Origin of the sequence: Salipiger aestuarii (assembly GCF_003259905.1) — a bacterium.
Classification (GTDB): Bacteria; Pseudomonadota; Alphaproteobacteria; order Rhodobacterales; family Rhodobacteraceae; genus Salipiger; species Salipiger aestuarii.
Window position 1 is genome coordinate 19,848 of sequence record NZ_QLMG01000024.1, and the last position, 25,288, is coordinate 45,135.

The 25,288-nt window shown below is 65.8% G+C and carries 28 protein-coding genes; 14 read left to right on the forward strand and 14 right to left on the reverse strand.

The annotated features are described in order from the left end of the window. Positions 1-61: 61 nt before the first annotated feature. Positions 62-655 carry a uracil-DNA glycosylase family protein gene (locus tag ATI53_RS13210; RefSeq protein ID WP_111550600.1) on the forward strand — a complete coding sequence of 198 codons (594 nt, stop codon included), beginning with the start codon at positions 62-64 and terminating at the stop codon, positions 653-655. After that, on the forward strand, positions 652-1,446 hold the full coding sequence (locus ATI53_RS13215) for an SseB family protein (protein ID WP_111550601.1): 795 nt from the start codon (positions 652-654) through the stop codon (positions 1,444-1,446). The genes ATI53_RS13210 and ATI53_RS13215 overlap by 4 nt, the downstream gene beginning before the upstream one ends. 2 nt (positions 1,447-1,448) lie before the next feature. Here ATI53_RS13215 and panC read toward each other — a convergent pair whose 3' ends face one another. Together panC and panB are read right to left on the reverse strand one after the other, a co-directional pair. Beyond that, a complete protein-coding gene (gene panC, locus ATI53_RS13220; RefSeq protein ID WP_009506491.1) occupies positions 1,449-2,291 on the reverse strand; it encodes a pantoate--beta-alanine ligase in 843 nt (280 codons plus the stop codon). After that, positions 2,288-3,121, reverse strand: coding sequence for a 3-methyl-2-oxobutanoate hydroxymethyltransferase (panB, locus tag ATI53_RS13225; protein ID WP_034453370.1), 834 nt, complete (start codon positions 3,119-3,121; stop codon positions 2,288-2,290). The genes panC and panB overlap by 4 nt, the downstream gene beginning before the upstream one ends. A 125-nt stretch (positions 3,122-3,246) precedes the next feature. Between panB and ATI53_RS13230 the strand changes: the two genes are divergently transcribed. Beyond that, complete coding sequence (locus ATI53_RS13230; RefSeq protein WP_111550602.1) at positions 3,247-4,716, forward strand: ABC transporter substrate-binding protein; 1,470 nt, start codon at positions 3,247-3,249, stop codon at positions 4,714-4,716. Here the strand turns inward: ATI53_RS13230 and ATI53_RS13235 are convergent, their stop codons facing one another. The 5 genes from ATI53_RS13235 to folK all read right to left on the reverse strand — a co-directional run bounded on the left by ATI53_RS13235 (position 4,717) and on the right by folK (position 9,586). Further along, a complete protein-coding gene (locus ATI53_RS13235; RefSeq protein ID WP_111550603.1) occupies positions 4,717-5,592 on the reverse strand; it encodes a DMT family transporter in 876 nt (291 codons plus the stop codon). It abuts the gene before it with no gap. A 22-nt stretch (positions 5,593-5,614) separates the two neighbouring features. Continuing rightward, complete coding sequence (locus tag ATI53_RS13240; RefSeq protein ID WP_009506487.1) at positions 5,615-6,259, reverse strand: DUF2062 domain-containing protein; 645 nt, start codon at positions 6,257-6,259, stop codon at positions 5,615-5,617. A gap of 152 nt (positions 6,260-6,411) precedes the next feature. Further along, a complete protein-coding gene (locus ATI53_RS13245) occupies positions 6,412-8,550 on the reverse strand; it encodes a RelA/SpoT family protein (RefSeq protein WP_111550604.1) in 2,139 nt (712 codons plus the stop codon). Positions 8,551-8,587: 37 nt separating this feature from the next. Then, complete coding sequence (gene rpoZ / locus ATI53_RS13250) at positions 8,588-8,941, reverse strand: DNA-directed RNA polymerase subunit omega (protein ID WP_009506485.1); 354 nt, start codon at positions 8,939-8,941, stop codon at positions 8,588-8,590. A 78-nt stretch (positions 8,942-9,019) separates the two neighbouring features. Then, complete coding sequence (gene folK / locus ATI53_RS13255; RefSeq protein WP_111550605.1) at positions 9,020-9,586, reverse strand: 2-amino-4-hydroxy-6-hydroxymethyldihydropteridine diphosphokinase; 567 nt, start codon at positions 9,584-9,586, stop codon at positions 9,020-9,022. Positions 9,587-9,720: 134 nt separating this feature from the next. Between folK and ATI53_RS13260 the strand changes: the two genes are divergently transcribed. The 6 genes from ATI53_RS13260 (at position 9,721) to ATI53_RS13285 (ending at position 13,570) form a co-directional block, all read left to right on the forward strand. Next, the gene (locus tag ATI53_RS13260) at positions 9,721-10,299 is read left to right on the forward strand and encodes a LabA-like NYN domain-containing protein (RefSeq protein ID WP_009506483.1); all 579 of its coding nucleotides are present in this window, start codon (positions 9,721-9,723) and stop codon (positions 10,297-10,299) included. Between the two features lie 50 nt (positions 10,300-10,349). Then, a complete protein-coding gene (locus ATI53_RS13265; protein ID WP_009506482.1) occupies positions 10,350-10,796 on the forward strand; it encodes a YqaA family protein in 447 nt (148 codons plus the stop codon). 94 nt (positions 10,797-10,890) lie between these two features. Beyond that, positions 10,891-11,841 (forward strand): 4-hydroxy-3-methylbut-2-enyl diphosphate reductase, encoded by a 951-nt coding sequence (gene ispH / locus ATI53_RS13270; RefSeq protein WP_009506481.1) that lies wholly within the window; start codon positions 10,891-10,893, stop codon positions 11,839-11,841. A 19-nt stretch (positions 11,842-11,860) separates the two neighbouring features. Next, positions 11,861-12,313 (forward strand): DUF3429 domain-containing protein, encoded by a 453-nt coding sequence (locus ATI53_RS13275; protein WP_009506480.1) that lies wholly within the window; start codon positions 11,861-11,863, stop codon positions 12,311-12,313. 159 nt (positions 12,314-12,472) lie between these two features. Further along, positions 12,473-12,934: a ribonuclease HI gene (gene rnhA / locus ATI53_RS13280; protein WP_009506479.1), complete on the forward strand. Its 462-nt coding sequence runs from the start codon at positions 12,473-12,475 to the stop codon at positions 12,932-12,934. 15 nt (positions 12,935-12,949) lie between these two features. Next, on the forward strand, positions 12,950-13,570 hold the full coding sequence (locus ATI53_RS13285; protein WP_009506478.1) for a trimeric intracellular cation channel family protein: 621 nt from the start codon (positions 12,950-12,952) through the stop codon (positions 13,568-13,570). 168 nt (positions 13,571-13,738) lie between these two features. Here the strand turns inward: ATI53_RS13285 and ATI53_RS13290 are convergent, their stop codons facing one another. Continuing rightward, on the reverse strand, positions 13,739-14,914 hold the full coding sequence (locus tag ATI53_RS13290) for a MalY/PatB family protein (protein ID WP_111550606.1): 1,176 nt from the start codon (positions 14,912-14,914) through the stop codon (positions 13,739-13,741). A 128-nt stretch (positions 14,915-15,042) separates the two neighbouring features. On the opposite strand from ATI53_RS13290, the gene def (ATI53_RS13295) reads away from it, so the two are divergent. From def (ATI53_RS13295) to def (ATI53_RS13305), 3 genes are read left to right on the forward strand one after another with little or no spacing between them, the layout of a single operon-like run. Then, positions 15,043-15,564 (forward strand): peptide deformylase, encoded by a 522-nt coding sequence (gene def, locus ATI53_RS13295; protein ID WP_111550607.1) that lies wholly within the window; start codon positions 15,043-15,045, stop codon positions 15,562-15,564. Then, a complete protein-coding gene (gene def, locus ATI53_RS13300) occupies positions 15,561-16,055 on the forward strand; it encodes a peptide deformylase (protein ID WP_111550608.1) in 495 nt (164 codons plus the stop codon). Before def (ATI53_RS13295) ends, def (ATI53_RS13300) begins: the two co-directional genes overlap by 4 nt. Further along, positions 16,052-16,549, forward strand: a complete 498-nt coding sequence (def, locus tag ATI53_RS13305; protein WP_009506474.1) for a peptide deformylase — start codon at positions 16,052-16,054, stop codon at positions 16,547-16,549. Before def (ATI53_RS13300) ends, def (ATI53_RS13305) begins: the two co-directional genes overlap by 4 nt. Before the next feature lie 52 nt (positions 16,550-16,601). On the opposite strand, the gene ATI53_RS13310 is transcribed toward def (ATI53_RS13305), so the two are convergent. The 4 genes from ATI53_RS13310 to ATI53_RS23300 form a co-directional block, all read right to left on the reverse strand. After that, the gene (locus tag ATI53_RS13310; protein ID WP_111550609.1) at positions 16,602-17,849 is read right to left on the reverse strand and encodes a lytic murein transglycosylase; all 1,248 of its coding nucleotides are present in this window, start codon (positions 17,847-17,849) and stop codon (positions 16,602-16,604) included. Between the two features lie 245 nt (positions 17,850-18,094). Next, entirely contained in the window at positions 18,095-20,299 is a 2,205-nt protein-coding gene (locus ATI53_RS13315; protein ID WP_111550610.1) for an NADP-dependent isocitrate dehydrogenase, read from the reverse strand. Between the two features lie 2 nt (positions 20,300-20,301). Continuing rightward, a complete protein-coding gene (locus tag ATI53_RS13320; protein WP_146609919.1) occupies positions 20,302-20,592 on the reverse strand; it encodes a hypothetical protein in 291 nt (96 codons plus the stop codon). Positions 20,593-20,662: 70 nt separating this feature from the next. Continuing rightward, on the reverse strand, positions 20,663-20,827 hold the full coding sequence (locus tag ATI53_RS23300; protein ID WP_170134576.1) for a hypothetical protein: 165 nt from the start codon (positions 20,825-20,827) through the stop codon (positions 20,663-20,665). A 542-nt stretch (positions 20,828-21,369) separates the two neighbouring features. On the opposite strand from ATI53_RS23300, the gene ATI53_RS13325 reads away from it, so the two are divergent. Both ATI53_RS13325 and ATI53_RS13330 read left to right on the forward strand, forming a co-directional pair. Beyond that, positions 21,370-21,852, forward strand: coding sequence for an acyl-CoA thioesterase (locus ATI53_RS13325; protein WP_083840706.1), 483 nt, complete (start codon positions 21,370-21,372; stop codon positions 21,850-21,852). A 114-nt stretch (positions 21,853-21,966) separates the two neighbouring features. Further along, complete coding sequence (locus ATI53_RS13330) at positions 21,967-22,167, forward strand: hypothetical protein (protein WP_111550612.1); 201 nt, start codon at positions 21,967-21,969, stop codon at positions 22,165-22,167. A 51-nt stretch (positions 22,168-22,218) separates the two neighbouring features. Here ATI53_RS13330 and ATI53_RS13335 read toward each other — a convergent pair whose 3' ends face one another. After that, positions 22,219-22,584: a YbaN family protein gene (locus ATI53_RS13335; RefSeq protein ID WP_240778581.1), complete on the reverse strand. Its 366-nt coding sequence runs from the start codon at positions 22,582-22,584 to the stop codon at positions 22,219-22,221. Between the two features lie 68 nt (positions 22,585-22,652). Next, the gene (locus ATI53_RS13340; RefSeq protein ID WP_111550613.1) at positions 22,653-24,941 is read right to left on the reverse strand and encodes an FdhF/YdeP family oxidoreductase; all 2,289 of its coding nucleotides are present in this window, start codon (positions 24,939-24,941) and stop codon (positions 22,653-22,655) included. Positions 24,942-25,288: the final 347 nt, after the last annotated feature.

The following is a 25,288-nucleotide window of genomic DNA, read 5'->3' on the forward strand; positions in this document are numbered from 1 at the left end:
ATATTTCTACAAATATAGAAACGTAGCTGGCAATTCCGATCGGGGTTCCTATCTGACAGGCATGAACACCCTGACGGATCTTGCCAGCCAGGTGCGCGCCTGCCGCCTGTGCGCCGGACGTTTCGCCGCCACGAAAACCCGCCATGCCCCGCGTCCGGTGGTCTGGTTCGACCCCGGTGCGCGTCTGCTGATCGCCAGCCAGGCACCGGGCATGCGCGCGCATGCCAGCCAGACGCCGTTCGACGATGCGTCCGGAAAGCGGTTGCGCGACTGGCTGGGGCTGGACGAGGCGACATTCTGGGACCGCTCGCGCGTGGCGATCATGCCGATGGCCTTTTGCTTTCCGGGCTATGACGCGGCGGGGGCCGACCTGCCGCCTCCGCCGATCTGCCGCGCCACCTGGCATGACCGGCTGTTCGACGCCCTTGGGGACGTGCGCTTGCGCCTTTATATCGGCGGCTATGCACATCGCTATCATCTGGGCGCCAGGACTGGCGTTACCGAAACGGTCAGCGGCTGGCGCGACCACCTGCCAGGCGCAATTCCCTTGCCTCATCCGTCGTGGCGCAATACCGCATGGCTCAAACGCAACCCGTGGTTCGAGACCGAGCTTCTGCCCGTTCTGCGCACCCGCGTCCGCGAGGCGATGACATGACCGACCTGCTTACCCCGATTGACCACGCCCATGCCGCGATGGAGGCCACGCCGCTGGACGATACCGCCCGGCTGCGGTTCTACGAACGCCTCGCCGATGGCGAGATGTTCATCCTGCTGGCCAGGGAAGCCACCGGCGACACCGTCGAACCCGAAATCTTTGCCCTGCCCGATGCCAGCTTCGTGCTGGTGTTCGACCGCGAGGAACGCCTGTCGCAATTCGTCGGACTGGCCGCGCCCTACGCGGCGCTGTCGGGGCGCGCGGTGGCGTCGATGCTGGCCGGTCAGGGCATCGGCCTTGCGCTGAACCTTGATGTCGCGCCGTCGTCGATCCTGTTGCCGCCCGAAGCGGTGGACTGGCTGAACGACACGCTGGGCCATGGCCCGTCCGAAACCCATGGCACCGTCGAAGAAGTGTCGCCTCCCGGTGGTCTGCCCGAGGCGCTGATCACCGCGCTGGACACGAAACTTGCCACGGCGGCGGGGTTCGCGCGCTGTGCCTGGCTGGCCGGTGTGCGGTATGAGGACAGCACCCGCAGCCATCTGCTGGCCTTTGCCGGCACCGCGCCGGGGGCCGAAACCGCGCTGGCCCGCGCGGTGAACGAGGCGCTGGTGTTTTCGGGGATCGAGGCAGGCTCTCTGGACGTGGTGTTCATCGGCGATCACGATCCGCTGGCTGCGTCGCTGACGCGGGTAGGGCTGCGATTCGACCTGCCCGAGGTCGAATCGCCTGCGCGGGTGGAGCGTATCGCGCCCGGCTCGGACCCGGACAGCCCGCCGATCCTGCGCTAGAGTCAGCCCACCGCGATATTGTCGATCAGCCGCACGCCACCGATCCATGCCGCGGCCAACAGCCGCGCCGGACGATCAGCCCGGTCCAGCAGCGCCAGCCCATCCGCGGCGCGCAGTTCCAGATATTCGACCTTGTCAAATCCCGCCTGCGCCAGCGCAGCGCTGGCATGCGCGGTCAGTTCGGCCATGGACCGCCCGGCGGTCAGCGCCTCGGCCATGCCACGCATTTCGCGACCCATCGCCGGCGCCCTGGCGCGCGCGTCCGCCGGCAACAGCAGGTTGCGCGACGACAGCGCAAGCCCGTCCGGTTCGCGCACCGTGGGGCAGCCGATCACCTCGATGGGGATGTCCAGATCGCGGGCCATGCGGCGCACCACCTGCAACTGCTGGTAGTCCTTTTCCCCGAACCACGCGCGATCCGCCCCGGTTTGCAGGAACAGCTTGGACACCACCGTGGTCACCCCGTCGAAATGACCGGGGCGAAAGGCGCCGCACAGGATTCCCGTCAGCCCCTCCACATGCACCGACGTGGCAAACCCGTCGGGATAGATTTCATCCGGGCCGGGCACATAGACCGCGTCGACACCGAACGGCACGAGCTTGTCCGCATCCGCATGTTCGGTTCGGGGGTAATTTTCCAGATCGGACGGTGTGTTGAACTGCTTGGGGTTCACAAAGATCGTCACGATCACCCGGTCCGCCCCAGCCGTGGCCGCCTGCACCAGGCTCAGATGGCCCTGATGCAGCGCACCCATGGTTGGCACCACGCCAACGGTCTCGCCGGCGCGTTTCCAGGCCGTTACACGGGCGCGCAGGGCCGCCTTGTCGCGAAGGATCTCGGTCATTTCAGGGCCTCTGGCTGGGTGTCGGCAAAGATGTGCTCGGGCGCGGGAAAGGCGCGGGCGCGAACCTCGGAGGCATAGGCGGCAATCGCCGCCTCGGCCTGTGCGCCCAGGGTGGCATAGCGTTTCACGAATTTCGGCTTGAAGGCGGTGAACAGGCCCAGCATGTCGTCTACAACCAGGATCTGGCCGTCGCAGCCCGCCGATGCGCCAATGCCGATGGTGGGAATCGCGATGTCCTGCGTGACCCGGTCGGCCAGCACGGCGGGCACCTTTTCCAGTACCACCGCAAAGGCCCCCGCATCCGCCACGGCGCGGGCATCGCCCAGCAGCGCATCGCCCGCAGCCCCCCGGCCCTGCACCTTGTAACCGCCCAGCGTGTTGATTGATTGCGGCGTCAGGCCGATATGGGCCATCACCGGAATGCCCCGCCCCACCAGAAAAGCGATGGTGCCGGCCATGCCGACCCCGCCTTCCAGCTTCACCGCCCCGGCGCCGGTTTCGGCCATGATCCGCGCGGCGTTGCGGAACGCCTGCTCACAGCTTTCCTCATAGCTGCCAAAGGGCATGTCGACGACCATCATCGCATGGTTCAGCCCGCGTTTGACCGCGCGTCCATGCAGGATCATCATGTCCAGTGTCACGCCAAGCGTGCTTTCCAACCCGTGCAGCACCATGCCGACGGAATCCCCCACCAGCACGAAATCGCACTGCGCGTCCATCAACTGGGCCATGGGCGTGGTATAGGCGGTCAGGCTGACAATCGGCACCCCGCCTTTTCGGGCGCGGATGTCATCCGGCAACGGGGCTGTCTTGCGAGCGTTCGCACTCATGGGGTCCTCCCTCCAGGCACGCGCGCCATCTAGCAGGCCCGGCCCCGCCTTTCCAGTGTCTTGGCCTTGCACCTTGGCGGGAATCCGGCACACTCGGGCCAGACTGCCCCCACAGGAGACCCCGGATGCCCCGCCTTGCCCTTGTCGCCGCCCTGCTGTTCGCCGCCCATGGCGCGGCGGCGCAGCAGACCGACCTGACCGTCGCGCTGCAACTGGAACCGCCGCATCTGGACCCGACGTCTGCGGCCGCCGGGGCCATCGACAGCGTGCTTTATTCCAACGTCTTCGAAGGGCTGACGAAATTCACCGAAACCGGGGCCGTGGTGCCGGGCCTTGCGCAAAGCTGGGAGATTTCGGACGACGGAAAAGTCTACACCTTTCATCTGCGCGAGGGCGTGACCTTTCACGACGGCACCGCCTTTGATGCCTCCGACGTGGTATTCTCGCTGGACCGCGCCCGCGCCGACGACAGCCAGAACGCACAAAAGGCGCTGTTTGACGGCATCGCAGAGGTGACGGCGGCAGATCCCCAGACCGCAACGGTGACGCTGGCCGAACCGGATGGCGATTTCCTGTTCAACCTTGCCTGGGGCGACGCCGTGATGGTCGCGCCCGAAACCATCGACGGCATCAAGCAGACCCCGGTGGGCACCGGGCCGTTTCGCTTTGCCCGCTGGGTCACCGGCGACCGGATCGAACTGGCCCGCCACGACGGCTACTGGGGCGACGCGCCCGCGCTGAGCGACGTCACCTTCCGGTTCATCGCCGACCCGACGGCGGCCTTTGCTGCGATGATGGCGCAGGATATCGACGTGTTCGCGAGTTTTCCCGCCCCGGAGAACCTGCCGATGTTCGACTCCGACCCGCGCTTTCAGGTGCTGCACGGCACGACCGAGGGCGAAACGATCCTTGCGATGAACAACGCCCAGCCGCCGCTTGACGACCCGAACGTGCGCGCGGCCGTGGCCCATGCCATCGACCGCCAGGCCATCATCGACGGCGCCATGTTCGGGCAGGGCACGCCCATCGGCACCCATTTCGCGCCGCATAACCCCGACTACGTCGATCTGACGGACCTGTCCGCCCATGACCCCGACGCATCGCGCGAGCTGCTGGCCGGCGCGGGCTACCCCGAGGGCTTTACCACAACGCTCAAGCTGCCACCGCCCTCTTACGCGCGGCGCGGAGGCGAGATCATCGCCGCCCAGCTGCGCCAGGTCGGCATTTCCACCGAGATCGTCAATCTGGAATGGGCGCAATGGCTGGAAGAAGTGTTTCGCGGCAAGGACTTCGGCATGACCATCGTGTCGCATACCGAACCGTTCGACATCGGCATCTATGCACGGCCCGACTATTACTTTCAGTACCGCAACGCCGGCTTTCAGGACCTGATGACCACGCTGACCGCCACCACAGATCCTGCGGCGCGGTCGGATCTGATCCGACAGGCGCAGCGGATGATCGCCGAGGATCATGTGAACGCGTTTCTGTTCCAGCTGGGCTTTGCCACCGTGGCGGATGCGCGGGTGCGGGGGCTTTGGACCAACCAGCCGACGCAGGCGACCAATCTGACCGCCGTGCACTGGGCGCAATAATCAGCGGCGCAGCGGCAGCACGGACACGGCGACTCCGCCGAGAACAAGGGCGCTGGCCAGCGCAAAGCGCAGGGTCAGCGGCTCGCCCAGAAACAGCATACCGCCCGCCATGGCGATGATCGGCACCGTCAACTGCGCCACGGCGGCGACCGATCCGGGCAGGCGCGGCAGCACCGCGTACCACACCGCATAGCCCAGCCCCGACATCACCGCCCCGGACACAACCGCCAGTGCGATGCCGCTGCCCGTCCAGCCCCCAATCCAGGCCCCAGGCCAGCCCCCAGTCCCGGCATTAATGGCAAACAGCCCGGCCTGCACCAGCAGCCCGACCCCGGCGGCAATGGCGAAATTCGTGGCGGTCGAGTCCAGCGGCGCCTTTGCCAGCCTGCCTGCCAGCGAATAGACGCCCCAGCCGAAACCTGCCGCCAACATGACCAGCGCATGGGGCAGGCTGGTGGCCGCACCCCCCGAGGGCAGCAACAGATAGGCCAGCCCCGCGAACGCCAGCCCCGCCCCGGCCCAGCGTTGCGCGGGGATCGACTCACCCGATAAAACCCCGGCGGCGAACATGGTCACCTGCACCATGCCGAACAACAGCAGCGCGCCAAGTCCCGCGGGCAGCGCATCGTACGCTGCGGAAAACCCGTAGATATACAGCAACAACCCGGCAACGCCGGCCACCCGCCCCGGCCCGGCGATCGTCATCCGCGCCCGCGTGGCCAGCACAAGCACGGCCAGCATGACCGCCCCCGACATCAGCCGCAGCGTGGCGAAACTGGCCGCGTCCATGCCCCCCTGCGTCAGCGCCGCCCGGTTGAGCAGCGAATTGGCGGCAAAGGCGCACATGGTCAGGGCGATCAGGCCGAATGTTTTCACGACATCTCCAAACCCGGTCGAATCAGTCAGAGCGCGCTCCGCCTTCCGCCTTTTTCTTTTTCAGCGCCGCCAGCTTGGCATTCAACGCACCGCGCCGCCGCTTCTGGTAGGCGCGGATCACCGGCACCGTCAGGTAGTAGCATACCAGCGCGGTGATGATGCCGGGCAGGATGCCCCCGATCATGTAGGGATAGAACACCGAATGATAAAAGCCGATCAAGGCCGACCAATCGGTGGGATCGTCCCTGATCCAGGCCAGGGCATTGGTCCACAGATCCGTGCCCGCGCTGGAGAAGCTGGCGACCAGGGATTTGTGATGCGGCTCGTGCCGGTCGATGCCCAGCAACCAATACCCCGTGCGCAGTGACGCGATGCCGATGGGCACATAGGTCAGAGGGTTGCCAAAGAACGTGCCCAGCAGCGACGCGATGATATTGCCGCGCAAGATCCACGCCAGAGTGCCCGCGACGACGAAATGCAGCCCATAAAACGGCGTGAACGTGGTAAACACCCCGGCGAACACGCCCCGCGCAATGGTTTCGGGGGAATCGGGCAGCCGGTGCAGCCGATGCTGGACGTATCGCGCCGCCCGCGCCCAGCCGCCGCGGGGCCAGAAAAGCTCGAGCACGAGTCTCAGGAATGGCCGTCTGTCGCGGCGTTTGAACACGCGTCCCGTCCGTTCGTTTTGCAGTGGCCCGCGCCGGCCCTGCGCTTCAAGTTTCGGCGGCGATCCGGCCGCCGGCCTGTGCCAGGCCCCCCGACGTCGTCCGCCGCAGCGCCTTTGCGCTGACCCTAGCGCCCCGGCGCCCGGAGACCAGCCTATTCGGCGGCGCTGGACACCGCACCCAGCGCCGCATCCCTGCGCCGGTACACCGAGGCCACATCGCTTTCCGCCTCAAGCGCCGAAATCACCGAATGCAGGTGTTCGACATCGCGAAATTCAACGTCCATGTGGATTCGGAAGAAATCGGGCTTGCGATCCACGAAATCAAGGTTGGAAATATTGGCCAGACGTTCACCGATCAGCGAGCAGACCCGCCCGAGCACCCCCGCATCGTTGCCGATGGTCAAATCGAGCGTCGCGTCATAGGCCGCCGGGTGGGCGCCTTCTTCCCAGCGCAGATCGACCCAGCGATCCGGCTGATCCTCCCAGGTGGCAAGCGAATCGCAGTCGATGGCGTGGACATACACGCCCTTGCCACGCTGCGTGATGCCGATGATCCGTTCGCCCGGCAGCGGCTGGCAGCAGCGCGCGCGGGTGAACCCCTGCCCCGGCTCCAGCCCGACAACGGCGCGCTGCGCATCGACTTCGGCCCCGCGCGCGTTGTCCAGTTCGGGATAGACCGCGTGCACCACCTCGCGCGTTGTGATCTCGGCGCTGCCAAGCCGCGCCAAAAGCTCTTGGCGATCTTCGATCCGCAGCGTGCGGGCGGCCTTTTCCAGCACCTTGTCGGTGGCTTTCTTGCCCAGATGTTCAAAGGCCGACCGCGCCAGTTCCGCGCCCAACCGCATGAACCGTTCACGCCCCGCCTCGCGCAGGGCGCGGCGGATGGCGGTGCGGGCCTTGCCGGTGGTGGCGATATCCAGCCAGGTGGCCTGCGGCGTCTGACCTTCGGCGGTGATGATCTCGACCGACTGGCCGTTCTTCAGCCGGGTCCAGAGCGGCACGCGGATGCCGTCAACCTTGGCGCCGACGCAGCCCGACCCGATGCGCGTGTGGATCGCATAGGCGTAATCCAGCGGCGTCGCCCCGCGCGGCAGCTTGACCACGTCGCCCTTGGGCGTGAAGCAGAACACCTTGTCGGAATACATCTCTAGCTTGACCGCTTCGAGAAATTCGTCGTGATCCTGTTCTGAATCGAATTGTTCGGTCAGCGAGGCGATCCAGCGCGCCGGATCGACGGCAAAGGGGTTTTCGCTGCGTTCGCCATCGCGGTACGACCAGTGGGCGGCGACGCCGGTTTCGGCCACATCATGCATCTGGCGGGTGCGGATCTGCACCTCGACCCGCTTGCCGTCGCGGCCCGACACGGTGGTGTGGATGCTGCGATAGCCGTTGGATTTGGGCTGGCTGACGTAATCCTTGAACCGCCCCGGCACGGCGCGCCAACGCTGGTGGATGACGCCAAGCGCCCGGTAGCAATCCATTTCGCTGCGGGTGATGACGCGAAAGCCATAAATGTCGGACAGCCGGGAAAACCCGACCCCCTTGTCCTGCATCTTGCGCCAGATCGAATAGGGTTTTTTCGCGCGCCCGAACACCTCGGCGTCGATATCGGCCTTTTCCAGTTCATCGCGCATGTCGCCGGTGATGCGGTGGATCACATCGCCGGTTTCCTTTTGCAGGTTGATGAACCGGCGGATGATGCTGGCGCGACCCTCGGGATTGAGCACCCGGAACGCCAGGTCTTCGAGCTCTTCGCGCATCCATTGCATGCCCATCCGGCCCGCAAGCGGCGCATAGATATCCATGGTTTCACGGGCTTTTTGCACCTGCTTTTCGGGGCGCATCGCCTTGATCGTGCGCATGTTGTGCAAACGGTCGGCCAGCTTGACCAGGATGACCCGCAGATCCTTGGACATGGCCATGAAAAGCTTGCGGAAATTCTCGGCCTGCTTGGTTTCCGAGCTGGACAGCTGAAGATTGGTCAGCTTGGTGACGCCGTCCACCAGTTCGGCCACATCCGAACCGAAGCGCTCGGCGATGTCCTTGTAGGACGCGCGCGTGTCTTCGATCGTGTCGTGCAGCAACGCGGTGATGATCGTCGCATCGTCAAGCTGCTGCTCGGTCAGGATGGCGGCAACAGCAACGGGATGGGTGAAATAGGGTTCGCCGGAATGGCGCATCTGCCCGTCATGCATCGCGCGACCGAAATCATAGGCCGCGCGGATCAGGGTTTCATTCGTCTTGGGATTGTAGTTGCGGACCAGCGCAACCAGGTCTTCCGACGCGATCATGGGCGTCTTTCCTTAATCAGGCCCGCAACAACGAGCCTTAGCTCTCTCCTTGCGCCTCCATGAGCGCGCGCAGCAGTTTTTCCTCGGACATGTCGTCTTCGGCGGGCTTGTCCTGCTCGGCACCCATCAAAAGCGCCATGCTGTCGTCTTCGGGTTCGTCGATTTCGATCTGGGTCTGGTGCGACTCGATCAGACGTTCGCGAAGCTCATCCGCCGACTGGGTTTCTTCGGCGATCTCGCGCAGCGAGACGACCGGGTTCTTGTCGTTGTCGCGGTCCACCGTAATCGGGCTGCCAGCGGCGATTTCGCGCGCGCGATGCGCGGCGAGCATCACCAGCTCGAAGCGGTTGGGAACCTTGTCGACGCAATCTTCTACCGTCACGCGGGCCATGTGCGTATCACCTATCCGGTTAGCCGTCAGAAAGGCGACACCTAACTTGGATGCCGGGGGATGACAAGCGCGATTCGCTCAAACGGGCTTGACTTCGCCGCGCGCTTCGGCAGGCAGCGCGTCGTGCATCTGACGCACGGTCAGGCCGATGACAGGGTGGCGCCAGTCCGGCGCCACGTCCATCAGCGGCACCAGAACAAAGGCCCGCTCGTGCAGCCTTGGGTGGGGCAAGATCAACCGGTCCGGGGCGCGGGCGGTTTGCGCATCCAGGGGCAGGGTGCGCCATTTTTCATAGCTCGGCAGATCCGGCACAATTTCGTGCCCCACCGCGAGCAGATCGAGATCAAGGCTGCGCGCCGCCCATCTGACGGCGCGAATTCGGCCATGATCCGCCTCGACCGAATGCAGCATCTCAAGCAGGGATTCGGGGCCAAGATCCGAACACAGCGCGGCACATGCGTTGACGTAATCCGGCCCGGCATCTTTAGGAAAACATGGAGTCTTGTAAAACCTCCCGACCTTGCGGACCGACACCCCCCGCGCCTGCAAACCGGCCAGTGCGCTGCGCAGCGTTTCAACCGGGCCGTCACCACCGAAAGGCGTATTCGCGCCTAGGGCGATCAAGATTTCTTGTCCGACAGGCATCAGTGAACTATCCTTTTGATCAGGCCTGCCGGGTTGAAGCCGCCGGCGAAAACAATAATATTCTTGGATCGGCCTCGCGGCCCTTTTCACACTCACGGTTTATTCCGCGCGGCCAATTGCTGAAAGGACATTTTATGTTTTACAAGGACGAACGGCTCGCGCTGTTCATAGATGGCTCGAACCTGTATGCCGCCGGAAAGGCGCTTGGGTTCGACATCGACTACAAGCTGCTCCGACAGGAATTCCTGCGCAGGGGAAAGATGGTGCGCGCGTTTTACTACACGGCGCTTCTGGAAAACGATGAGTATTCGCCGATCCGCCCGCTGGTCGACTGGCTGCACTACAACGGCTTCACCATGGTGACCAAACCGGCCAAGGAATACACCGACAGCCAGGGCCGCCGCAAGGTCAAGGGCAACATGGACATCGAACTGGCGGTCGATGCCATGGAACTTGCACCGCGCGTCGATCACATCGTGCTGTTCTCGGGGGACGGTGATTTCCGCCCGCTGGTGGAATCGCTTCAGCGGCAGGGCGTCCGGGTGTCGGTCGTATCGACCATCCGCAGCCAGCCGCCGATGATCGCCGATGAACTGCGGCGGCAGGCGGATAATTTCATCGAACTCGATGAACTGCGCGACGTCATCGGCCGCCCGCCCCGCGAACAGCAGGCCGAGCGCAATTTCGAGGTCGCCACAAGCGCGACACGCTGATGGAACCGATGGCAGGGCGGTGGCCTTCATGGGGATGAGGCCCCGCGCCCATGCTGTCTGAGGCCGCCGCTCTCGGCGGCCTTTTCCTTGCCGCCTTCGGCGCGGCGACCATCCTGCCGTTCCAGTCCGAGGTGGTCTTTGTCGGGATGCAGCTGGGGCAGGCGGCTCCACTGCCGCTGATCGTTCTGGTCGCCAGCGTGGGCAACGTGCTGGGCGCCGTGGCGAATTATCTGCTGGGGATCTGGCTGGAGCACTATCGCCACAGGCGCTGGTTTCCCGTGACGCAAGCGCAACTGGACAAGGCAAAGCGTGTTTATGCCCGCTGGGGAGTCTGGACGCTGCTGTTCAGCTGGGCGCCCCTCGGGGATGCCTTTACCGTCGTTGCGGGGGTCATGCGCACCCATTGGCTGGTGTTCCTGATCCTCGTCACGCTCGCCAAGACCGGGCGCTACGTCGCGCTGGCCTGGGCCACCGCGCTTGCCTCCGGCGGCAGCTGAGCGGGCACCGCGTCGCGCGCCCTGCGCAATTGCAACGCCGCACTGGATTCAGGCGCGATTTGCGCCTAGGTCTGGACCTGCACAGGAGACCCCGATGACCGCTCAGAAGCTGACCCTTTACCTTGCCGCACCGCGCGGTTTCTGCGCCGGCGTGGACCGCGCCATCAAGATCGTCGAGATCGCGCTGCACAAATGGGGCGCGCCGGTCTATGTCCGCCACGAGATCGTGCACAACAAGTTCGTCGTCGACAGCCTGCGCGACAAGGGCGCCGTTTTTGTCGAGGAGCTGTCGGACTGTCCGCCCGATCGCCCCGTGATCTTTTCCGCCCATGGTGTGCCCAAGGCCGTCCCGGCCGAGGCCGCCCGGCGCAAGATGGTCTATGTCGATGCCACCTGCCCGCTGGTCAGCAAGGTGCATATCGAAGCCGCCCGGCACCATGAAAACGGGCTGCAAATGATCATGATCGGCCATGCGGGCCACCCCGAAACCATCGGCACCATGGGCCAGCTGCCCGATGGCGAGGTGCTGCTGGTGGAAACCGTCGCCGACGTGGCGCAGGTGCAGGTGCGCGATCCCGAACGTCTGGCCTTTGTCACCCAGACCACACTGTCGGTGGATGATACCGTTGACATCGTCGCCGCGCTGCGCGCCCGCTTTCCCGCCATCGTCGGCCCCCACAAGGAAGACATCTGCTACGCCACCACCAACCGTCAGGACGCGGTCAAGGTCATCGCGCCCGATTGCGACGCGCTGCTGGTGGTGGGCGCGCCCAACTCGTCCAATTCGCGCCGCCTGGTCGAGGTCGCGCGCAAGGCCGGCTGCACCTATGCCCAGCTTGTCATGCGCGCCAGCGACATCGACTGGCGCGCGCTGGAGGGCATCAGGACGGTGGGCGTGACCGCCGGTGCCTCGGCCCCCGAAGTGCTGATCGACGAGGTCATCAACGCCTTTTGCGACCGCTACGACGTGGATGTGCGCACCGTCGAAACCGCCACCGAGAATGTCGAGTTCAAGGTGCCCCGCGTGCTGAGGGAACCCGCATGACCCGCGGACTGCGCGCCTGATGGGCCAGGTTCCGCGCTCTGCCCTGCTGCTGGCCATCGCCGGGCTGATCCCCCTTGGCTGGAGCGTCGCGACGCTGGTGTCCGACCCCGCGTACGAGGTCAGCTATTCGGTGCTGGGCGGTCGCTTTGTCGGCCCCTACCTGCACCTGTCCTGGGGCGCGGTGATCCTTGCCTTCATGTCCGGGGTGCTCTGGGGGTTTGCCACCAAGGCGCCACGCGACCAGGCGGCGGTGTGCTACGCGCTGTCGGTGATTCCGGCGCTATGGGCGTTCTTCATGGCGGGCGGCGGGCCGGTGTCCGCAGGCATGAACCTGATCTTCGGCTACCTCGGGTTGCTGGCACTGGACTGGCAGTTCTGGCGCTGGGGCCTGGCCCCCGGCTGGTGGCTGCACCTGCGCCTGCCGATGACCGTCGGCGTGGTGGCCCTGCTGCTGTTCGGTGTGATGGCGTGACTGATGCGCCGAGGCCCCAGGCCCCTGCCCGACACCGCCCGCACCATTGTCCCCGGCGCGCCCCGCCCTCTGGTCGGCACCGGCCTTGCCGACCCCGGCGTGCCCGCTGCGGTCGGGGCCTTGACGGCGGCGGCGCGACAGGGATATGCGTCCTCGCCCATGACTGACCTGTTTGCATATACCGACGGAGCCTGCTCCGGAAATCCCGGCCCCGGGGGTTGGGGCGTGCTGTTGCGCGCCATGGACGGCGCGACCGTATCCAAGCAGCGCGAATTGTCCGGCGGCGAGCCCGATACCACCAACAACCGAATGGAACTGATGGCGGCGATTTCGGCGCTGGAATCGCTGACCCGCCCATCGAGCATCACGGTCATCACCGACAGCGCCTATGTGAAGAACGGCGTCACCGGCTGGATTCACGGCTGGAAGCGCAACGGCTGGAAGACCGCCGCCAAGAAGCCGGTCAAGAACGCCGAACTGTGGCAGCGCCTGGACGCGGCGCAACACCGCCACGACGTCACCTGGAAATGGGTCAAGGGGCATGCCGGTCACCCGGAAAACGAACGCGCCGACGAACTGGCGCGGGCCGGAATGGCCCCCTTCAAGCCCGGCAAGGGCTGAAATCCGGCCCCGCGCATGACCCCGCTCGCCATGCTGGATTATGCGTCAGTGCTGGTCTTTGCCCTGACCGGGGCGCTGGTGGCCAGCCGGGCGCAGCTGGACATCGTCGGGTTCTGTTTCATGGCCTGCCTCACCGCTCTTGGCGGCGGCACCATGCGCGACCTTCTGCTTGACCGCGAGGTGCTCTGGATCGGCAACCCCGCCTATCTTGCCGTCGCCAGTGCGGCGGCGGTCACGGTGTTCTTTGGCGCGCATCTGCTGGAAAGCCGGATGCGCGCGATTCTCTGGCTGGACGCCGCTGCGCTCAGCTTTGCCGTGCCCGCCGGTGCCGGGATCGCCTATGGCGCCGGGCTCGGCTGGCCGCTCGTGCTGGTGATGGGGGTGATGACCGGCTGCCTTGGGGGGCTTATGCGCGACGTCGTCGCCAACGAAGTCCCCCTTCTGCTGAAACAGGGCGAACCCTACGCCACCTGCGCGCTGATCGGCGCCGGAGCGCTGTTGCTTGCCGAAGGCACCGACATGCTCCCCGGACGCGGCGCGCTGATAGGGGCGATAATCACCTTTGTCGCGCGTGCCGGAACGCTGGCGTTCGGCTGGCAGCTTCCGGTCTACAAAAGCCGCCCGCCACGCAGCTGACACCCCCGGACCTTGCGCCCGGCCGCGCTGTCCGGCCTGCCTCCGGAGGGAGTTTTCCTGGCACGATGAAGTCCAAGGTGCCGCGCCCCGGCTTCATCTTGCCCCTTAAACTCCGGGGGGCTGCAAAGCAGCGGGGGCAGCGCCCCCTTTGTTCTTTTCGCCCTTGCGCTATTGAAGGTCGGAAAACGCCGCCTGAAGCCGTTCGCCCGCCTCGATCACCCGCGCGCGCGGGGTGGCGATGTTGAAGCGCAGAAAGCTTTCGCCGCCGGTGCCGAAGGTGCGGCCCTGGTTCGGCGCGATGCGGGCCTCTTGCTGGACCCGGCGGGAGATTTCGGCCTCGTCCATGCCGGTGCCGCCGAAATCCACCCAGGACAGGTAGGTTGCCTCAAGCGGCATTGCGCTTACGCCCGGAATCGCGCTTATCGCGGCATCCAGAACCTTGCGGTTGCCGTCAAGATAGACGGTCAGTTCGTCCACCCAGGCCGCGCCTTCGGGCGAATAGGCCGCCGTGGCCATGACGAGCCCGAAGCTGTTGGGCGAAAGACCCAGCCCCGCCATCCTGGCGGCGAATTGCGCGCGCAGTTTCGGATCCGGAATGATGACGTTGCCGGTGTGCGATCCGGCGATGTTGAAGGTCTTGGTGGAGGCCGTCATCATCACCAGCCGATCCGTTACGCCGTCGATCAGCGCCATTGGCGTGTGGACCTGCCCCGGCATCAGCAGATCGTGGTGGATTTCATCCGACACCAGCACAAGGTCGTGCTTGCGGGCAAATTCCGCCAGTTGCTGCAACTCGTCCCGCGTCCAGACGCGCCCGCCGGGGTTGTGCGGCGAACACAGCATCAGCAGCTTTTCCGATCCGGTCATCAGCGCGTCATAGGCGCTGAAATCCATCTCGTAGCGCCCGTCTGTCAATGCCAGGGGCAGTTCGCGAACCGTGCGCCCGGCGGCTTTGATCACCCGCGAAAAGGCGTGATAAACCGGTGTGAACAGTACCACAGCATCGCCCGGATCTGTCCATGTGTCGACGCAGATCGCCGTTCCGTTGACAAGCCCGTGCGTGGTGAACACCCATTCGGGCGACACCTCCCAGCCGTGTCGGTGCGACATCCACCAGCGGATTGCACCCAGATAATCCGAATCGTCGCCGAAATAGCCATAGACCCCATGATCGACCATGCCCTGCAGCGCCACCTGAACGCAGTCGGGCGGGCGGAAATCCATGTCCGCAACCCACATCGCAAGCCCGTCGTCGGGCGAGACCCCGTAAAGCGCTTCCATCTTGTCCCATTTGGCACAATGGGTGCCGACGCGGTCGATCACTTCGTCGAAACGGCTGGTCATGAGCAAAGATCCTAAGGTTTGTTCGCGGGCGAACGGTACCCTTATGATCGGCGGACGCAAGCCCTGCCGCTTGCGCAACGAGCCGGTTTTTCCTACATCACCTTGGTGAAATCTCTTAGAGGAGCCGCATGAAACGCCCGATCCTCATCCATCCGGACCCGCGCCTGAAAAAGCTGTGCGACCCCGTGCCCGACATGTCGGATGCGCTGCGCGCGCTTGCCGAGGACATGCTGGAAACCATGTATGACGCGCCCGGCATCGGCCTTGCGGCGCCCCAGGTCGGCGTGATGTCGCGGATGATCGCGCTGGATTGCGCCAAGCCCGACAATGGCGAAGAGGCCCGGCCGCTGGTCATGGTCAACCCCCGGGTCATCGCCAGTTCGGACGAACGCAACGTCTATGAAGAAGGCTGTCTGTCGATCCCCGACCAGTACGCCGATGTCGAACGCCCCAAGCTGGTCGAGGTCGAATGGATGGATCTGGACGGGAACGCGCAGCGCGAAGAATTCGACGGGCTGTGGGCGACCTGTGTGCAGCACGAAATCGACCACCTGGACGGCAAGCTGTTCATCGACTACCTCAAGCCGCTGAAGCGCCAGATGATCACCCGCAAGATGGTGAAGCTGAAGCGCGACAGGGCGCGCGCATGACCGTTCGCCCCATCCTGCTTTGGCCCGACCCCAGGCTGTCGCAGCCCTGCGGGCCGGCAGACCCGGCGCGGATCGACGCCTTGGTCACCGATCTGTTCGAAACCATGTATGACGCGCCGGGGCGCGGCCTGGCGGCACCGCAGATCGGCGTGCTTGACCGGGTTTTCGTGATGGACGCGGGCTGGAAGGACGGCGAGATGACGCCGCTCGCCTGCATCGACCCCGAGATTGTCGAAATGTCGCCAGACACGGCCAAAGGCCCCGAAGGCTGCCTGTCGATCCCCGGCGTCACCGCGCAGGTCGCCCGCCCGGTCCGGGTGCGTATGGCCTTCACCGACCTCGCCGGCTCCCGGCAGGAGCGTCTGTTCACCGGCGCCGAAGCCATCGTCGCGCAACATGAATACGACCACCTCGAAGGCCGGGTGCATTTCGACCGCCTGTCGCCGCAAGACGCCGAGGCGCTGAAAAGCGACTACAGGGCCCTGGCGTGACCGCGCGGCGCTGCATCCCCTGGCCCGACAAGCGCCTGCGCACCCCCGCCGCCCCGGTCGAGACCATCACCGACGACGTCCGCGACATCTGGCGCGACATGATCGACACGATGGAGGCGATGCCCGGCGTGGGCCTTGGGGCGCCGCAAATCGGCGTGATGCTGCGGCTCGCGGTGGTCGATGCGTCGGAGGAACGGGGACAGGCCGTGCGCATGGCCAATCCGGAAATCCTGCACGCCAGCGTCAAGCTGCGTTCCCACGACGAGGCCAGCCCCAACCTGCCCGGCGTCTGGGCCACGATCGAACGGCCGCGCGGCGTGACGGTGCGGTTTCTCGACGAATCGGGCAAGACCGCAGAGCGGGACTTTGTCGGGCTGTGGGCGACCAGCGTTCAGCATCAGATCGACCACCTGAACGGCAGGATGTATTTCGACCATCTCAGCAAGACCCGGCGCGCCATGCTGATCAAGCGCGCCGGTAAGAACCGTTCCTGACAGCGGCCCGGGGGCCAAATTTTTTAGCTAAAAAATTTTCCCAGCCCGACCGTCAGCCTTGCCGCAACCGGACGAGCAGCGCGCGCGATGGCGCTGCGGTGACGCCCAGCCCTTCGCGGGACTGATAGGCGGAAATCGCCGCTTCGGTCTTGCTGCCGAACACACCGTCGGGCGTCCCGAGGTCATAGCCCTTTCGCGACAGCAGCGTTTGCAGCTCGACCCGCTCGTCCTTGGTAAAGCCGTAGCGATCCGGCGGGAAGGTGCCGCGCAACGGCCCTGCCCCGGCGATCCGGTCCGACAGATGCCCGACGCCCAGCCCGTATTTCTCGGCGTTGTTGTAGCGCAGGATCGCGCCGAAATTGCGAAACACCAGAAAGGCCGGACCGCCGATGCCCGAGGGCGCAAGGATCGACCCCGCCCCGCCCGGCAGCCGGTCGCCACCGGCCGGAGTGACGCCCAGCGACGCCCAGTCGGACCGCGTGCTGCCGCGCCCCGTGAGCGACGGCGCGAACCCGGCGGGCAGGCGCACCTCCAACCCCCATGTCTCGCCCCTGCGCCAGCCGCTTTGCGACAGGTAGCTTGCGGTCGAGGCCAGCCCGTCGGTCGGATCGTCGGACCAGATGTCACGGCGCCCGTCGCCGTGGAAATCCACCGCATAAGCCTGGAACGTGGTAGGGATAAACTGGGTGTGGCCCATTGCCCCGGCCCAGCTGCCGGTCAGGCGCGGCGCCGCAATATCGCCCCGCTGAATAATCCCCAGCGCCGCGATCAACTGCTTTTCAAAGAACGCGCCGCGCCGGCCGTCGAACGCCAGCGTCGAGGTCGCGGACACCACCGGGATGTCGCCGCGCCGCGCGCCGTAGTTGCTTTCCATACCCCAGATCGCGGTAACCACCTGCGCGGGCACACCGTAGCGCGATTCGATCTCGCGCAGCAGGGCGCCATGGCGAGCCAGCATCGCCCGCCCGGTCGCGACCTTGGTATCAGAGGCGGCGATGGCGAAATAATCTTCGAGCGAACGGGTAAATTCGGTCTGGCTGCGGTCGCGCGTCACCACGCCGGGCAGATAGCCCGCGCCCCTGAACCCCGCGTCCAGCGTCGCCGCCGAAATCCCCTGCCCCATCGCGCGCGCCCGGAAATTCGCGACCCAGGCGCTCCAGCCGGGGTTGGGCTGCGGCAGAAGGTCGGGATCAAGCCCGCGCCCACCACCCGAGGGCGCCAACGCGGCACCGCCCGCGCATCCCGACAGCAGCATCAGCGTGCCGCCTCCCAAAAGCGCCGCGCGCCTGTTCATGTGCATTCCGACGTGCATCCTGCCCTACCCCCTGTTCGTTTTCGGGTGTTTTATCTGCGCGCCACTGTGCCCCGGCGCACGGGAACCGGCAAGCGGTGCAAGCGCCTTTCCGCGCAGACGACGCGCGGTTCAGGGACCCGACGGCGATGCCGGCCACCGCTTCGGGGATGTCGATGAAGGGCGCAACCCGCATGCCCCCGCCCGGCGCTGTGCCGGACGGGGGCAATTCTGGCGTCGAGCGCGGCCGCGTCTTAGCCGAACACCGCATTCAGCGTGGCCGAGGGGCGCATCACGGCGGCGGTCTTGTCCGCGTCGCCGTGGAAATAGCCGCCCAGATCGACGGCCTTGCCCTGCGCGGCGGCCAGTTCGGCCAGGATCGCCGCCTCGCCTTCGGTCAGCGCCTTGGCGATGGAGGCGAAATGCGCCGACAGCTCGGTATCCGCGGTCTGCGTCGTCAGCGCCTCGGCCCAGTAGCGGGCGAACCAGTAGTGACTGTCGCGGTTGTCCGGCTCACCGACCTTGCGCGAGGGCGAACGGTCGTTGTCCAGAATGCCCTGGGTCGCCTTGTCCACCGCATCTCCCAGCACGCGGGCCTTTTCGTTGCCGGTCTGGTCCGCGAGGAACTTGAAGCTTTCCCCCAGCGCGCAGAATTCGCCAAGCGAGTCCCAGCGCAGGTGGTTTTCTTCCATCAGCTGCTGGACATGTTTGGGGGCGGACCCGCCCGCGCCGGTTTCAAACAGCCCGCCGCCGTTCATCAGCTTGACGATGGACAGCATCTTGGCGCTGGTCGCCAGTTCCAGAATGGGGAACAGGTCGGTCAGGTAGTCGCGCAGCACGTTGCCGGTGATGGCGATGGTGTTTTCGCCCTTGGTGATGGTTTCAAGACTTGCCACGGTGGCTTCGCGGGGGGCCATGATCTCAAACTTGTCGGCAACGCCGCGCGCGTCGAGGATCGCCTTGACGTAGACGATGAGCTCGGCGTCATGGGCGCGGTTTGCGTCCAGCCAAAAGATCGCGCGATAGCCGGTCGCCTTCTGACGGTCGATGGCCAGGTTCACCCAGTCTTCGATCGGGGCCTTGCGGGCCGAGGCCGAGCGCCAGATGTCGCCCGCTTCGACGCTGTGCGAATGCAGCACGGTGCCATCGTCCAGGATCATCTTGACCGTGCCCGCGGCGGGCAGTTCGAACGTGGTGGGGTGGCTGCCGTATTCCTCGGCCTTTTGCGCCATCAGGCCGATGTTCTGAACGGTACCGGCGGTGGCGGGGTTCAGCTTGCCGTTGGCCTTGAAAAATTCGATGGCCGCGTCATAGACCGGCGCATAGCTGTTGTCGGGGATCACGCAGTTGGTGTCGTGTTCCTTGTTGTCCGGGCCCCAGCCCTTGCCGCCGGCGCGGATCAGCGCGGGCATGGACGCGTCGATGATGACGTCCGAGGGCACATGCAGGTTGGTGATGCCCTTGTCGGAATTCACCATGTACATCGGCGGGCGTTCGGCGCGCACCTCTTCGATGGCCTTCAGGATCTCGGGTTCGCCCGACACGCGGTCCAGCAGCGCGCCAAGGCCGCCGTTGGGGTTCACGCCAAGCTCGGCCAGCTTGTCGCCGAATTTCTCGAATACCGGGGCCAGCCACACCTTGACCGCGTGGCCAAAGATGATCGGGTCCGAGACCTTCATCATTGTGGCTTTCATGTGCAGTGAGAACAGCGTGCCCTCGGCCTTGGTCTTTTCGATCTCATCCGCAAGGAAGCTGTCCAGCGCGGCGACCGACATGAAGGTCGCGTCCACAACGGTGCCCTCGGGATAGGCGACGCCTTCTTTCAGCACGGTTTCGCCATCGGCGGTTTCCAGCACGATTCTGGCGGTTGCGGATTTCGCCAGCGTGGCCGAGACTTCGTTGGAAAAGAAATCGCCGCCCGACATCGACGCAACGCGGGTCTTGCTGTCGGCACCCCATTCGCCCATGCGGTGCGGGTTGGACTGGGCATAGCTTTTCACCGCGGCGGCGGCGCGGCGATCAGAGTTGCCTTCGCGCAGCACCGGGTTCACGGCGGACCCCTTCAGCGTATCGTATTTGGCACGGGCGGCTTTTTCGGCGTCTGTCGCGGGCGCATAGGGGTAATCGGGCAGCGCATAGCCCTGTTCCTGCAACTCTTTGACCGCCGCCACCAGCTGGGGTTCGGATGCCGAGATGTTGGGCAGCTTGATGACGTTGGCCTCGGGTTTTTTCACCCATTCGCCCAACCACGCCAGATCGTCGGATTGCTTTTGCGCGTCGCTCAGCACCTCGGGGAAGGTGGCGATGATGCGCCCGGCGAGAGAAATGTCACGGGTGCCCACCGACACGCCGGCGGCCTTTGCAAAGCTCTGGATGATCGGCAGCAGCGAGGCCGAGGCCAGCTCGGGCGCTTCGTCTACCTTGGTATACACAATGTCGGGCGTGTTCTGGTCTGCCATGTTCACTTCGATCCTCCGGATGTAGTGGGGGAGATGCCGTTGGGCGGCGGAATGTCTGCGCGCATGGGCTTACCATCCCTGCCACAGGGCAGAAAGCCCCTATTGCAGGTGTTTGCGCCGACCCGCCCGAACGACACCGCCAAGCTCGGGCCCACCCAGACCGGCGCCCGGCGCGCCCGTTCCAGTTGCAGCGCAGCACGGATCGGTTCGAACGCGCGGGTGACCGGGTTCCAGGCACAGATGTCGCGCAGCGCGACGAAATAGCTGCGGCGTGTCCGACATGCCTGCGACATGCCAAGGTCCAGCCCGCGCTTTGGCCGCTGGGAATCGCCAGGGCCGGTCACCGCCGGCGTCAGGTCCGCGTCAGGTCTGTGTCCGGCGGCGGGCACGGCGTTGCACCGGGTGCGGTGCCAGCCAGTTCACCGCCAGCATCGCCGCGATGACGCTGATAGCGCAGACCAGCGGCATGACCACATCGAAGGGCTGGAATGCCACGCTGTTGGCCCCGCCCGCAATGACCACCGGCACGCTTTTCCAAGGGGGGCGCCCTGGGTGGCCTATGTGCGGCCCCCGGACTGGATACGGCGTCTGATGGCAAGGCATCTCTCTTCCTGCGAAGGGGATGCCGAAGCGAAGCGGGGAAACGGTCAGCCGATGCCAGAGGGGGTGCCCTGACGCACTCCGCGCGCGGGACAATCGACGGGGAAATGCGCGAAAAAACAGGCGGGACATCGGCGCTGAAGACGCTGGGCCAAAGGCGGACAGACACCCGGATCACCGGGGGCGGTCCGTGCGGCATGTGCTGCCAGAGACGGTGCAGCCGGGGGCGGCAGGGCGCCGCCCCTTGCCGTCGACCAAGGCGCGCGCGGAACCGGCGGCTGGCGTGCGTCGACGTCACCGGCCATGGCCCCGGCATCCCTGAACAGGATCAACGCCGGATCCGGCACCGCGAAGTGCGTCGGCAAGGGCGTTGTCCTTGCCGACGGATGACGCAGGCGCCGGGCTTTTCAGCTTGCCCGTCAGGGGGGTGCGGCCTATCGCAAGGAATGACCCCAAGCCAGGAGCCCCGCATGGACCCCCGCCAGCTAGAGATGACCGTTCTCATGACGCCGGACATGGCCAATTTCAGCGGCAAGGTGCACGGCGGTGCGCTGCTGAACCTGCTCGACCGGGTGGCGTTCAGCTGCGCCTCGCGGTTTTCCGGACGCTATGCGGTGACGTTGTCGGTGGATCAGGTGACCTTCAAGCAGCCCATCAACGTGGGCGAACTGGTGACCTTTCGCGCCAGCGTGAACCACGCGGGCCGCACCTCGATGGAAGTCGGCATCCGGGTCGAAGCGGAAGACATCCGCAAGGGCACCCGCCGCCACACCAATTCGTGCTATTTCACCATGGTCGCCGTCGATGACGACGGCAAGCCCGCCGAGGTGCCCACGCTCAGGATCCTGACCGAGACGGAGGCCAAGCGCAACCGCTCGGCCGGGGTGCGCCGCAGGCTGCGCCGCCAGTTTTCGCAAGAGCTGGCCCGCGCGGCCGAAGGCCCGCACCCCTGAGCGCGACCAGGGACCTGGCCGTTTTCACGATATGGGACAGGCCCAGCCCACTCCGCTGGCAGTGTTCCAGACACCGAAGACGACCCCGCCCCGCCTTTCGAAGGCGGAAACCAAATGGTCCGCACCAGACCTGCCGCGACGCTGGACGACATCGCTCTTGCGATCCCGTGCCGGGGGAGTGACGCCACCATGCAGTCGCGTGGCCGGGGGCTGAGAATCCGCGACGTGCTGATGCCAGACCGCGAACAGGCCGCCGAGGCGGATTATATGCATCGCGCGGCGCCCGGCAGGGCCGCGACGAAACCGGCGGAATAAGGGGGCTGCGCCCTCCCGGATATGTTCGCGACAGGAAACCGCCGCGGCGCCTTAGCCGTCGCGCGCGGGCAGCGGGCGGGTCAGCACATAGGACGCGGCGCCGCCCATGGCGATGCCCTGAAACAGCAGCGCCTGCCACGGCAGCCCCATGGCAAGACTGATGGCAAAAACTCCGGCCATGCTGCCCACCGCAAGCGTGCGGGCGCGGGCGGAAACCGCTCCCTCAGCCTGCCAGTCGGCAATCATCGGGCCAAACACGCGGTTGCGCAACAGCCAGGCATGCATGCGGTCCGACCCGCGGGCGTAACAGAACGCAGCCAACAGGACGAAGGGCGTCGTGGGCAGCACCGGCAGCGCGATGCCAAGCACGCCCAACCCCAGCGCGATTGACCCGAAAATGATCCAGAAGATACGCAAGATGCCTCCGCCGGGGCGCATGTCGCCCCCGCGCAAAATAGCGCCTGGCCGCACCGGAGGGAAGGCGGTCATGCAACGATGCGCACGGGGGTGCCCTTGTAAGCTGGCGTGGCCGAGTTCTTTTCGTGATAACCCAACGGCACCAATGGGTTAAGCTCTGGATAGTACCCTGCGATGCAGCCATCGGGCAGGTCGTATGGGGTGACTGTCAGCCCATCGACACGGCGCGCGACACCGTCATCGACCAAGGTTTCCAGCGCGACGACCTGGCCTTCGCTCAGCCCGAGCCGCTGCATTTCGCCCCGGTTGACCAGCACCACCATGCGCCCGCCCTTCAGCCCTCGCAGACGATCGGAAAAGCCGTAGATGGTGGTGTTGAACTGGTCGTTGGACCGCAGGGTGATGAGCGTCATTCCGGTGGTGCCGGGGGCCTGCCCCAGAGCCGACATCGTGCTCGGCGTGGTGAACCGCGCCCTGCCGCTATCGGTCTTCCAGATGCGATCACGCGCGGGATTGCCACGATAAAAGCCGCCCGGCTGCATCAGTCTTTGATTGAAATCGGCGAAATCGTCGGGATAGGTCTGTTCGATCAGATCGCGCACCAGATCGTAATTTGCCGTCCAGTCGCGCCAGCGCAGCGCCGGATTGGCGGGCAACGTCGCCTCGGCCATGCCTGCCACGATGGCCAGTTCGGATCTGACCCGATCCGAGGGCGGCTCTGCGTGTCCGAGCGAGCCGTAGATGTGGCTGAACGTGTCCTCCATCGACACCGCCTGCGGGCCGCCCGCCTGAACGTCGCGATCGGTGCGCCCGAGGCAGGGCAGGATGTAGCTGACCGCGCCCGGCACCAGGTGCGAGCGGTTGAGTTTGGTCGCGACATGCACTGTCAGGCGCAGCTTCGGCCAGGCGGATTCCATCCGTTCGCGATCGGGAAGCGCACGCACGAGGTTGCCGCCCAGCGACACCATCGCGCGGACGGTTCCGTCCAGAATGCCCTCGCAGGCCTGGACCGCATTGCGCCCTTCACGAGTGGCGGCGTCGATGCCGAATAACGCGCGCAGCTTGTCCGGTGGCATATGGGCGGATTTCTCGCCCACACCGACAGTGCGCTGGCCCTGCACGTTGGAATGCCCGCGCACCGGAGAAATACCCGCCCCCGGCTTGCCGATATTGCCGCGGGTCATCAACAGGTTGACCAGCATCCCGAGGTTCAGCCAGCCATGTACATGCTGGGTCAGGCCCATGCCATAGATGCCGATGGCACGCCCGGCCGACAGATAGACCCCGGTCGCTTCGTCGATCATGGCGCGGGTCAGGCCGGATTCAGCCTCGATCTCATGCCAGGTCACGGCGCGTACGGCCGCCGCCATCTCGTCGAAACCCTCGGTGTGGCCAGCGATGAAGTCGTGGTCCAGAACCGTGCCGGGGGCGGCGTCCTCGGCGGCGAGCACCCCCTTTATCAGCCCCGCCATCACCGCGATGTCGCCGCCGGGCTTCACCTGGTAGTAATGCTCCGAAATCCGGGTGGGTTTGCCCACCGTCATCTGCGCCGGGCTTTGTGGGTCGGCAAATTCGATCAACCCGCGCTCGCGCACCGGGTTGAAGGTCACGACCCGGCAGCCGCGATCCACCGCCGCCTTGAGCGTGTGCAGGAAGCGCGGCGAATTGGAACCGGTGTTCTGCCCGAAAAAGAAAATCGTGTCGCAATGGTCGAAATCCTCCAGAGTGCAGGTCCCGACCGCAGTGCCAATGAACGACAGAAGGTTCACGCTGGTCGTTTCGTGGCACATGTTCGAACTTTGCGGCAGGTTCTGGTGCCCCATGGCGCGGGCGAACAGCGCGTAAAGATAGGAAGCCTCCAGCCCGGCATGACCCGAGGCGTAAAACACCGCCTGTTCGGGGACCATCGCGCGCAACTCGGCGCCGATTTCGGCAAAGGCCGCGTCCCAGGCGACCGGCATATAGCGATCCTGCTCCGGATCGTAGCGCAAGGGTTCGCTCAGCCGACCAGCGCTTTCCAGATCGTGATCGTGCCACCCCCGCAGCGCGCCGACTGTGTGCCGCGCAAAGAAATCGGCCCCCGCGCGGCGCCGGTCCAGTTCCCACAGCGTCGCCTTGGCGCCGTTTTCGCAAAACTCGAACGCGGCGGGCTCGGCGGGCTTGGCCCAGGCGCAGGACGAACACATCACACCGCCGGGCTTGTTCATCTCGCCCAGAATCCTGATCGCCACCGCCGATGGCCGCGCCGCGCCGGTGACGTGCGCGATGCCCGCAAGCGATCCCCAGCCGCCCGAAGGCGCATCGTCGAACGGAGTGTCCGGGTCCTGATCGGTAGCATGATGGGGGTGATCGTCCATGGCGAGGGTCCTCGTAGCGGCCTGCCTCTTCAACGCGCGCCCGCGCCCCGGGTTCCGCACCACCCCACAGCCGCGCCGGCCACAGCGCCCCGCCTGTCTCCGGCAGGAGTTTATCTGGCAAGACGAAGACCGGCCGCCCCAGGCTTCATCTTGCCCTTAAACTCCGGGGGGAGTCGCCGATCAGGCGGCGGGGGGCAGCGCCCCCTCTTGCAACATCGGAAATCAATGGCCCGCCATATCAATTCCCTCACGGCGGGCCGTGTCGGACACGTCCGTCATCGTCGCGCCCAGGCGGGCGGACCCCGCAGAGACGGACAGGCGGACGTGCGGTTTTCCGACAGCAAAAT

What these genes read in the sequence shown, in the direction of transcription:
- ATI53_RS13210 (WP_111550600.1), top strand. Translation starts at nt 62, where the DNA reads ATGAACACCCTGACGGATCTTGCCAGCCAGGTGCGCGCCTGCCGCCTG.
- ATI53_RS13230 (WP_111550602.1), top strand. Translation starts at nt 3,247, where the DNA reads ATGCCCCGCCTTGCCCTTGTCGCCGCCCTGCTGTTCGCCGCCCATGGC.
- def (WP_111550607.1), top strand. Translation starts at nt 15,043, where the DNA reads ATGAAACGCCCGATCCTCATCCATCCGGACCCGCGCCTGAAAAAGCTG.
- rpoZ (WP_009506485.1), bottom strand. Translation starts at nt 8,941, where the DNA reads ATGGCCCGCGTGACGGTAGAAGATTGCGTCGACAAGGTTCCCAACCGC.
- panB (WP_034453370.1), bottom strand. Translation starts at nt 3,121, where the DNA reads ATGAGTGCGAACGCTCGCAAGACAGCCCCGTTGCCGGATGACATCCGC.
- ATI53_RS13260 (WP_009506483.1), top strand. Translation starts at nt 9,721, where the DNA reads ATGTTTTACAAGGACGAACGGCTCGCGCTGTTCATAGATGGCTCGAAC.
- ATI53_RS13245 (WP_111550604.1), bottom strand. Translation starts at nt 8,550, where the DNA reads ATGATCGCGTCGGAAGACCTGGTTGCGCTGGTCCGCAACTACAATCCC.
- ATI53_RS13330 (WP_111550612.1), top strand. Translation starts at nt 21,967, where the DNA reads ATGGTCCGCACCAGACCTGCCGCGACGCTGGACGACATCGCTCTTGCG.
- ATI53_RS13290 (WP_111550606.1), bottom strand. Translation starts at nt 14,914, where the DNA reads ATGACCAGCCGTTTCGACGAAGTGATCGACCGCGTCGGCACCCATTGT.
- ATI53_RS13265 (WP_009506482.1), top strand. Translation starts at nt 10,350, where the DNA reads ATGCTGTCTGAGGCCGCCGCTCTCGGCGGCCTTTTCCTTGCCGCCTTC.
- def (WP_111550608.1), top strand. Translation starts at nt 15,561, where the DNA reads ATGACCGTTCGCCCCATCCTGCTTTGGCCCGACCCCAGGCTGTCGCAG.
- ATI53_RS13320 (WP_146609919.1), bottom strand. Translation starts at nt 20,592, where the DNA reads ATGTCGCAGGCATGTCGGACACGCCGCAGCTATTTCGTCGCGCTGCGC.
- panC (WP_009506491.1), bottom strand. Translation starts at nt 2,291, where the DNA reads ATGACCGAGATCCTTCGCGACAAGGCGGCCCTGCGCGCCCGTGTAACG.
- ATI53_RS13275 (WP_009506480.1), top strand. Translation starts at nt 11,861, where the DNA reads ATGGGCCAGGTTCCGCGCTCTGCCCTGCTGCTGGCCATCGCCGGGCTG.
- ATI53_RS13340 (WP_111550613.1), bottom strand. Translation starts at nt 24,941, where the DNA reads ATGGACGATCACCCCCATCATGCTACCGATCAGGACCCGGACACTCCG.
- rnhA (WP_009506479.1), top strand. Translation starts at nt 12,473, where the DNA reads ATGACTGACCTGTTTGCATATACCGACGGAGCCTGCTCCGGAAATCCC.
- ATI53_RS13315 (WP_111550610.1), bottom strand. Translation starts at nt 20,299, where the DNA reads ATGGCAGACCAGAACACGCCCGACATTGTGTATACCAAGGTAGACGAA.
- ATI53_RS13215 (WP_111550601.1), top strand. Translation starts at nt 652, where the DNA reads ATGACCGACCTGCTTACCCCGATTGACCACGCCCATGCCGCGATGGAG.
- ispH (WP_009506481.1), top strand. Translation starts at nt 10,891, where the DNA reads ATGACCGCTCAGAAGCTGACCCTTTACCTTGCCGCACCGCGCGGTTTC.
- ATI53_RS13325 (WP_083840706.1), top strand. Translation starts at nt 21,370, where the DNA reads ATGGACCCCCGCCAGCTAGAGATGACCGTTCTCATGACGCCGGACATG.
- folK (WP_111550605.1), bottom strand. Translation starts at nt 9,586, where the DNA reads ATGCCTGTCGGACAAGAAATCTTGATCGCCCTAGGCGCGAATACGCCT.
- ATI53_RS13285 (WP_009506478.1), top strand. Translation starts at nt 12,950, where the DNA reads ATGACCCCGCTCGCCATGCTGGATTATGCGTCAGTGCTGGTCTTTGCC.
- ATI53_RS13310 (WP_111550609.1), bottom strand. Translation starts at nt 17,849, where the DNA reads ATGCACATGAACAGGCGCGCGGCGCTTTTGGGAGGCGGCACGCTGATG.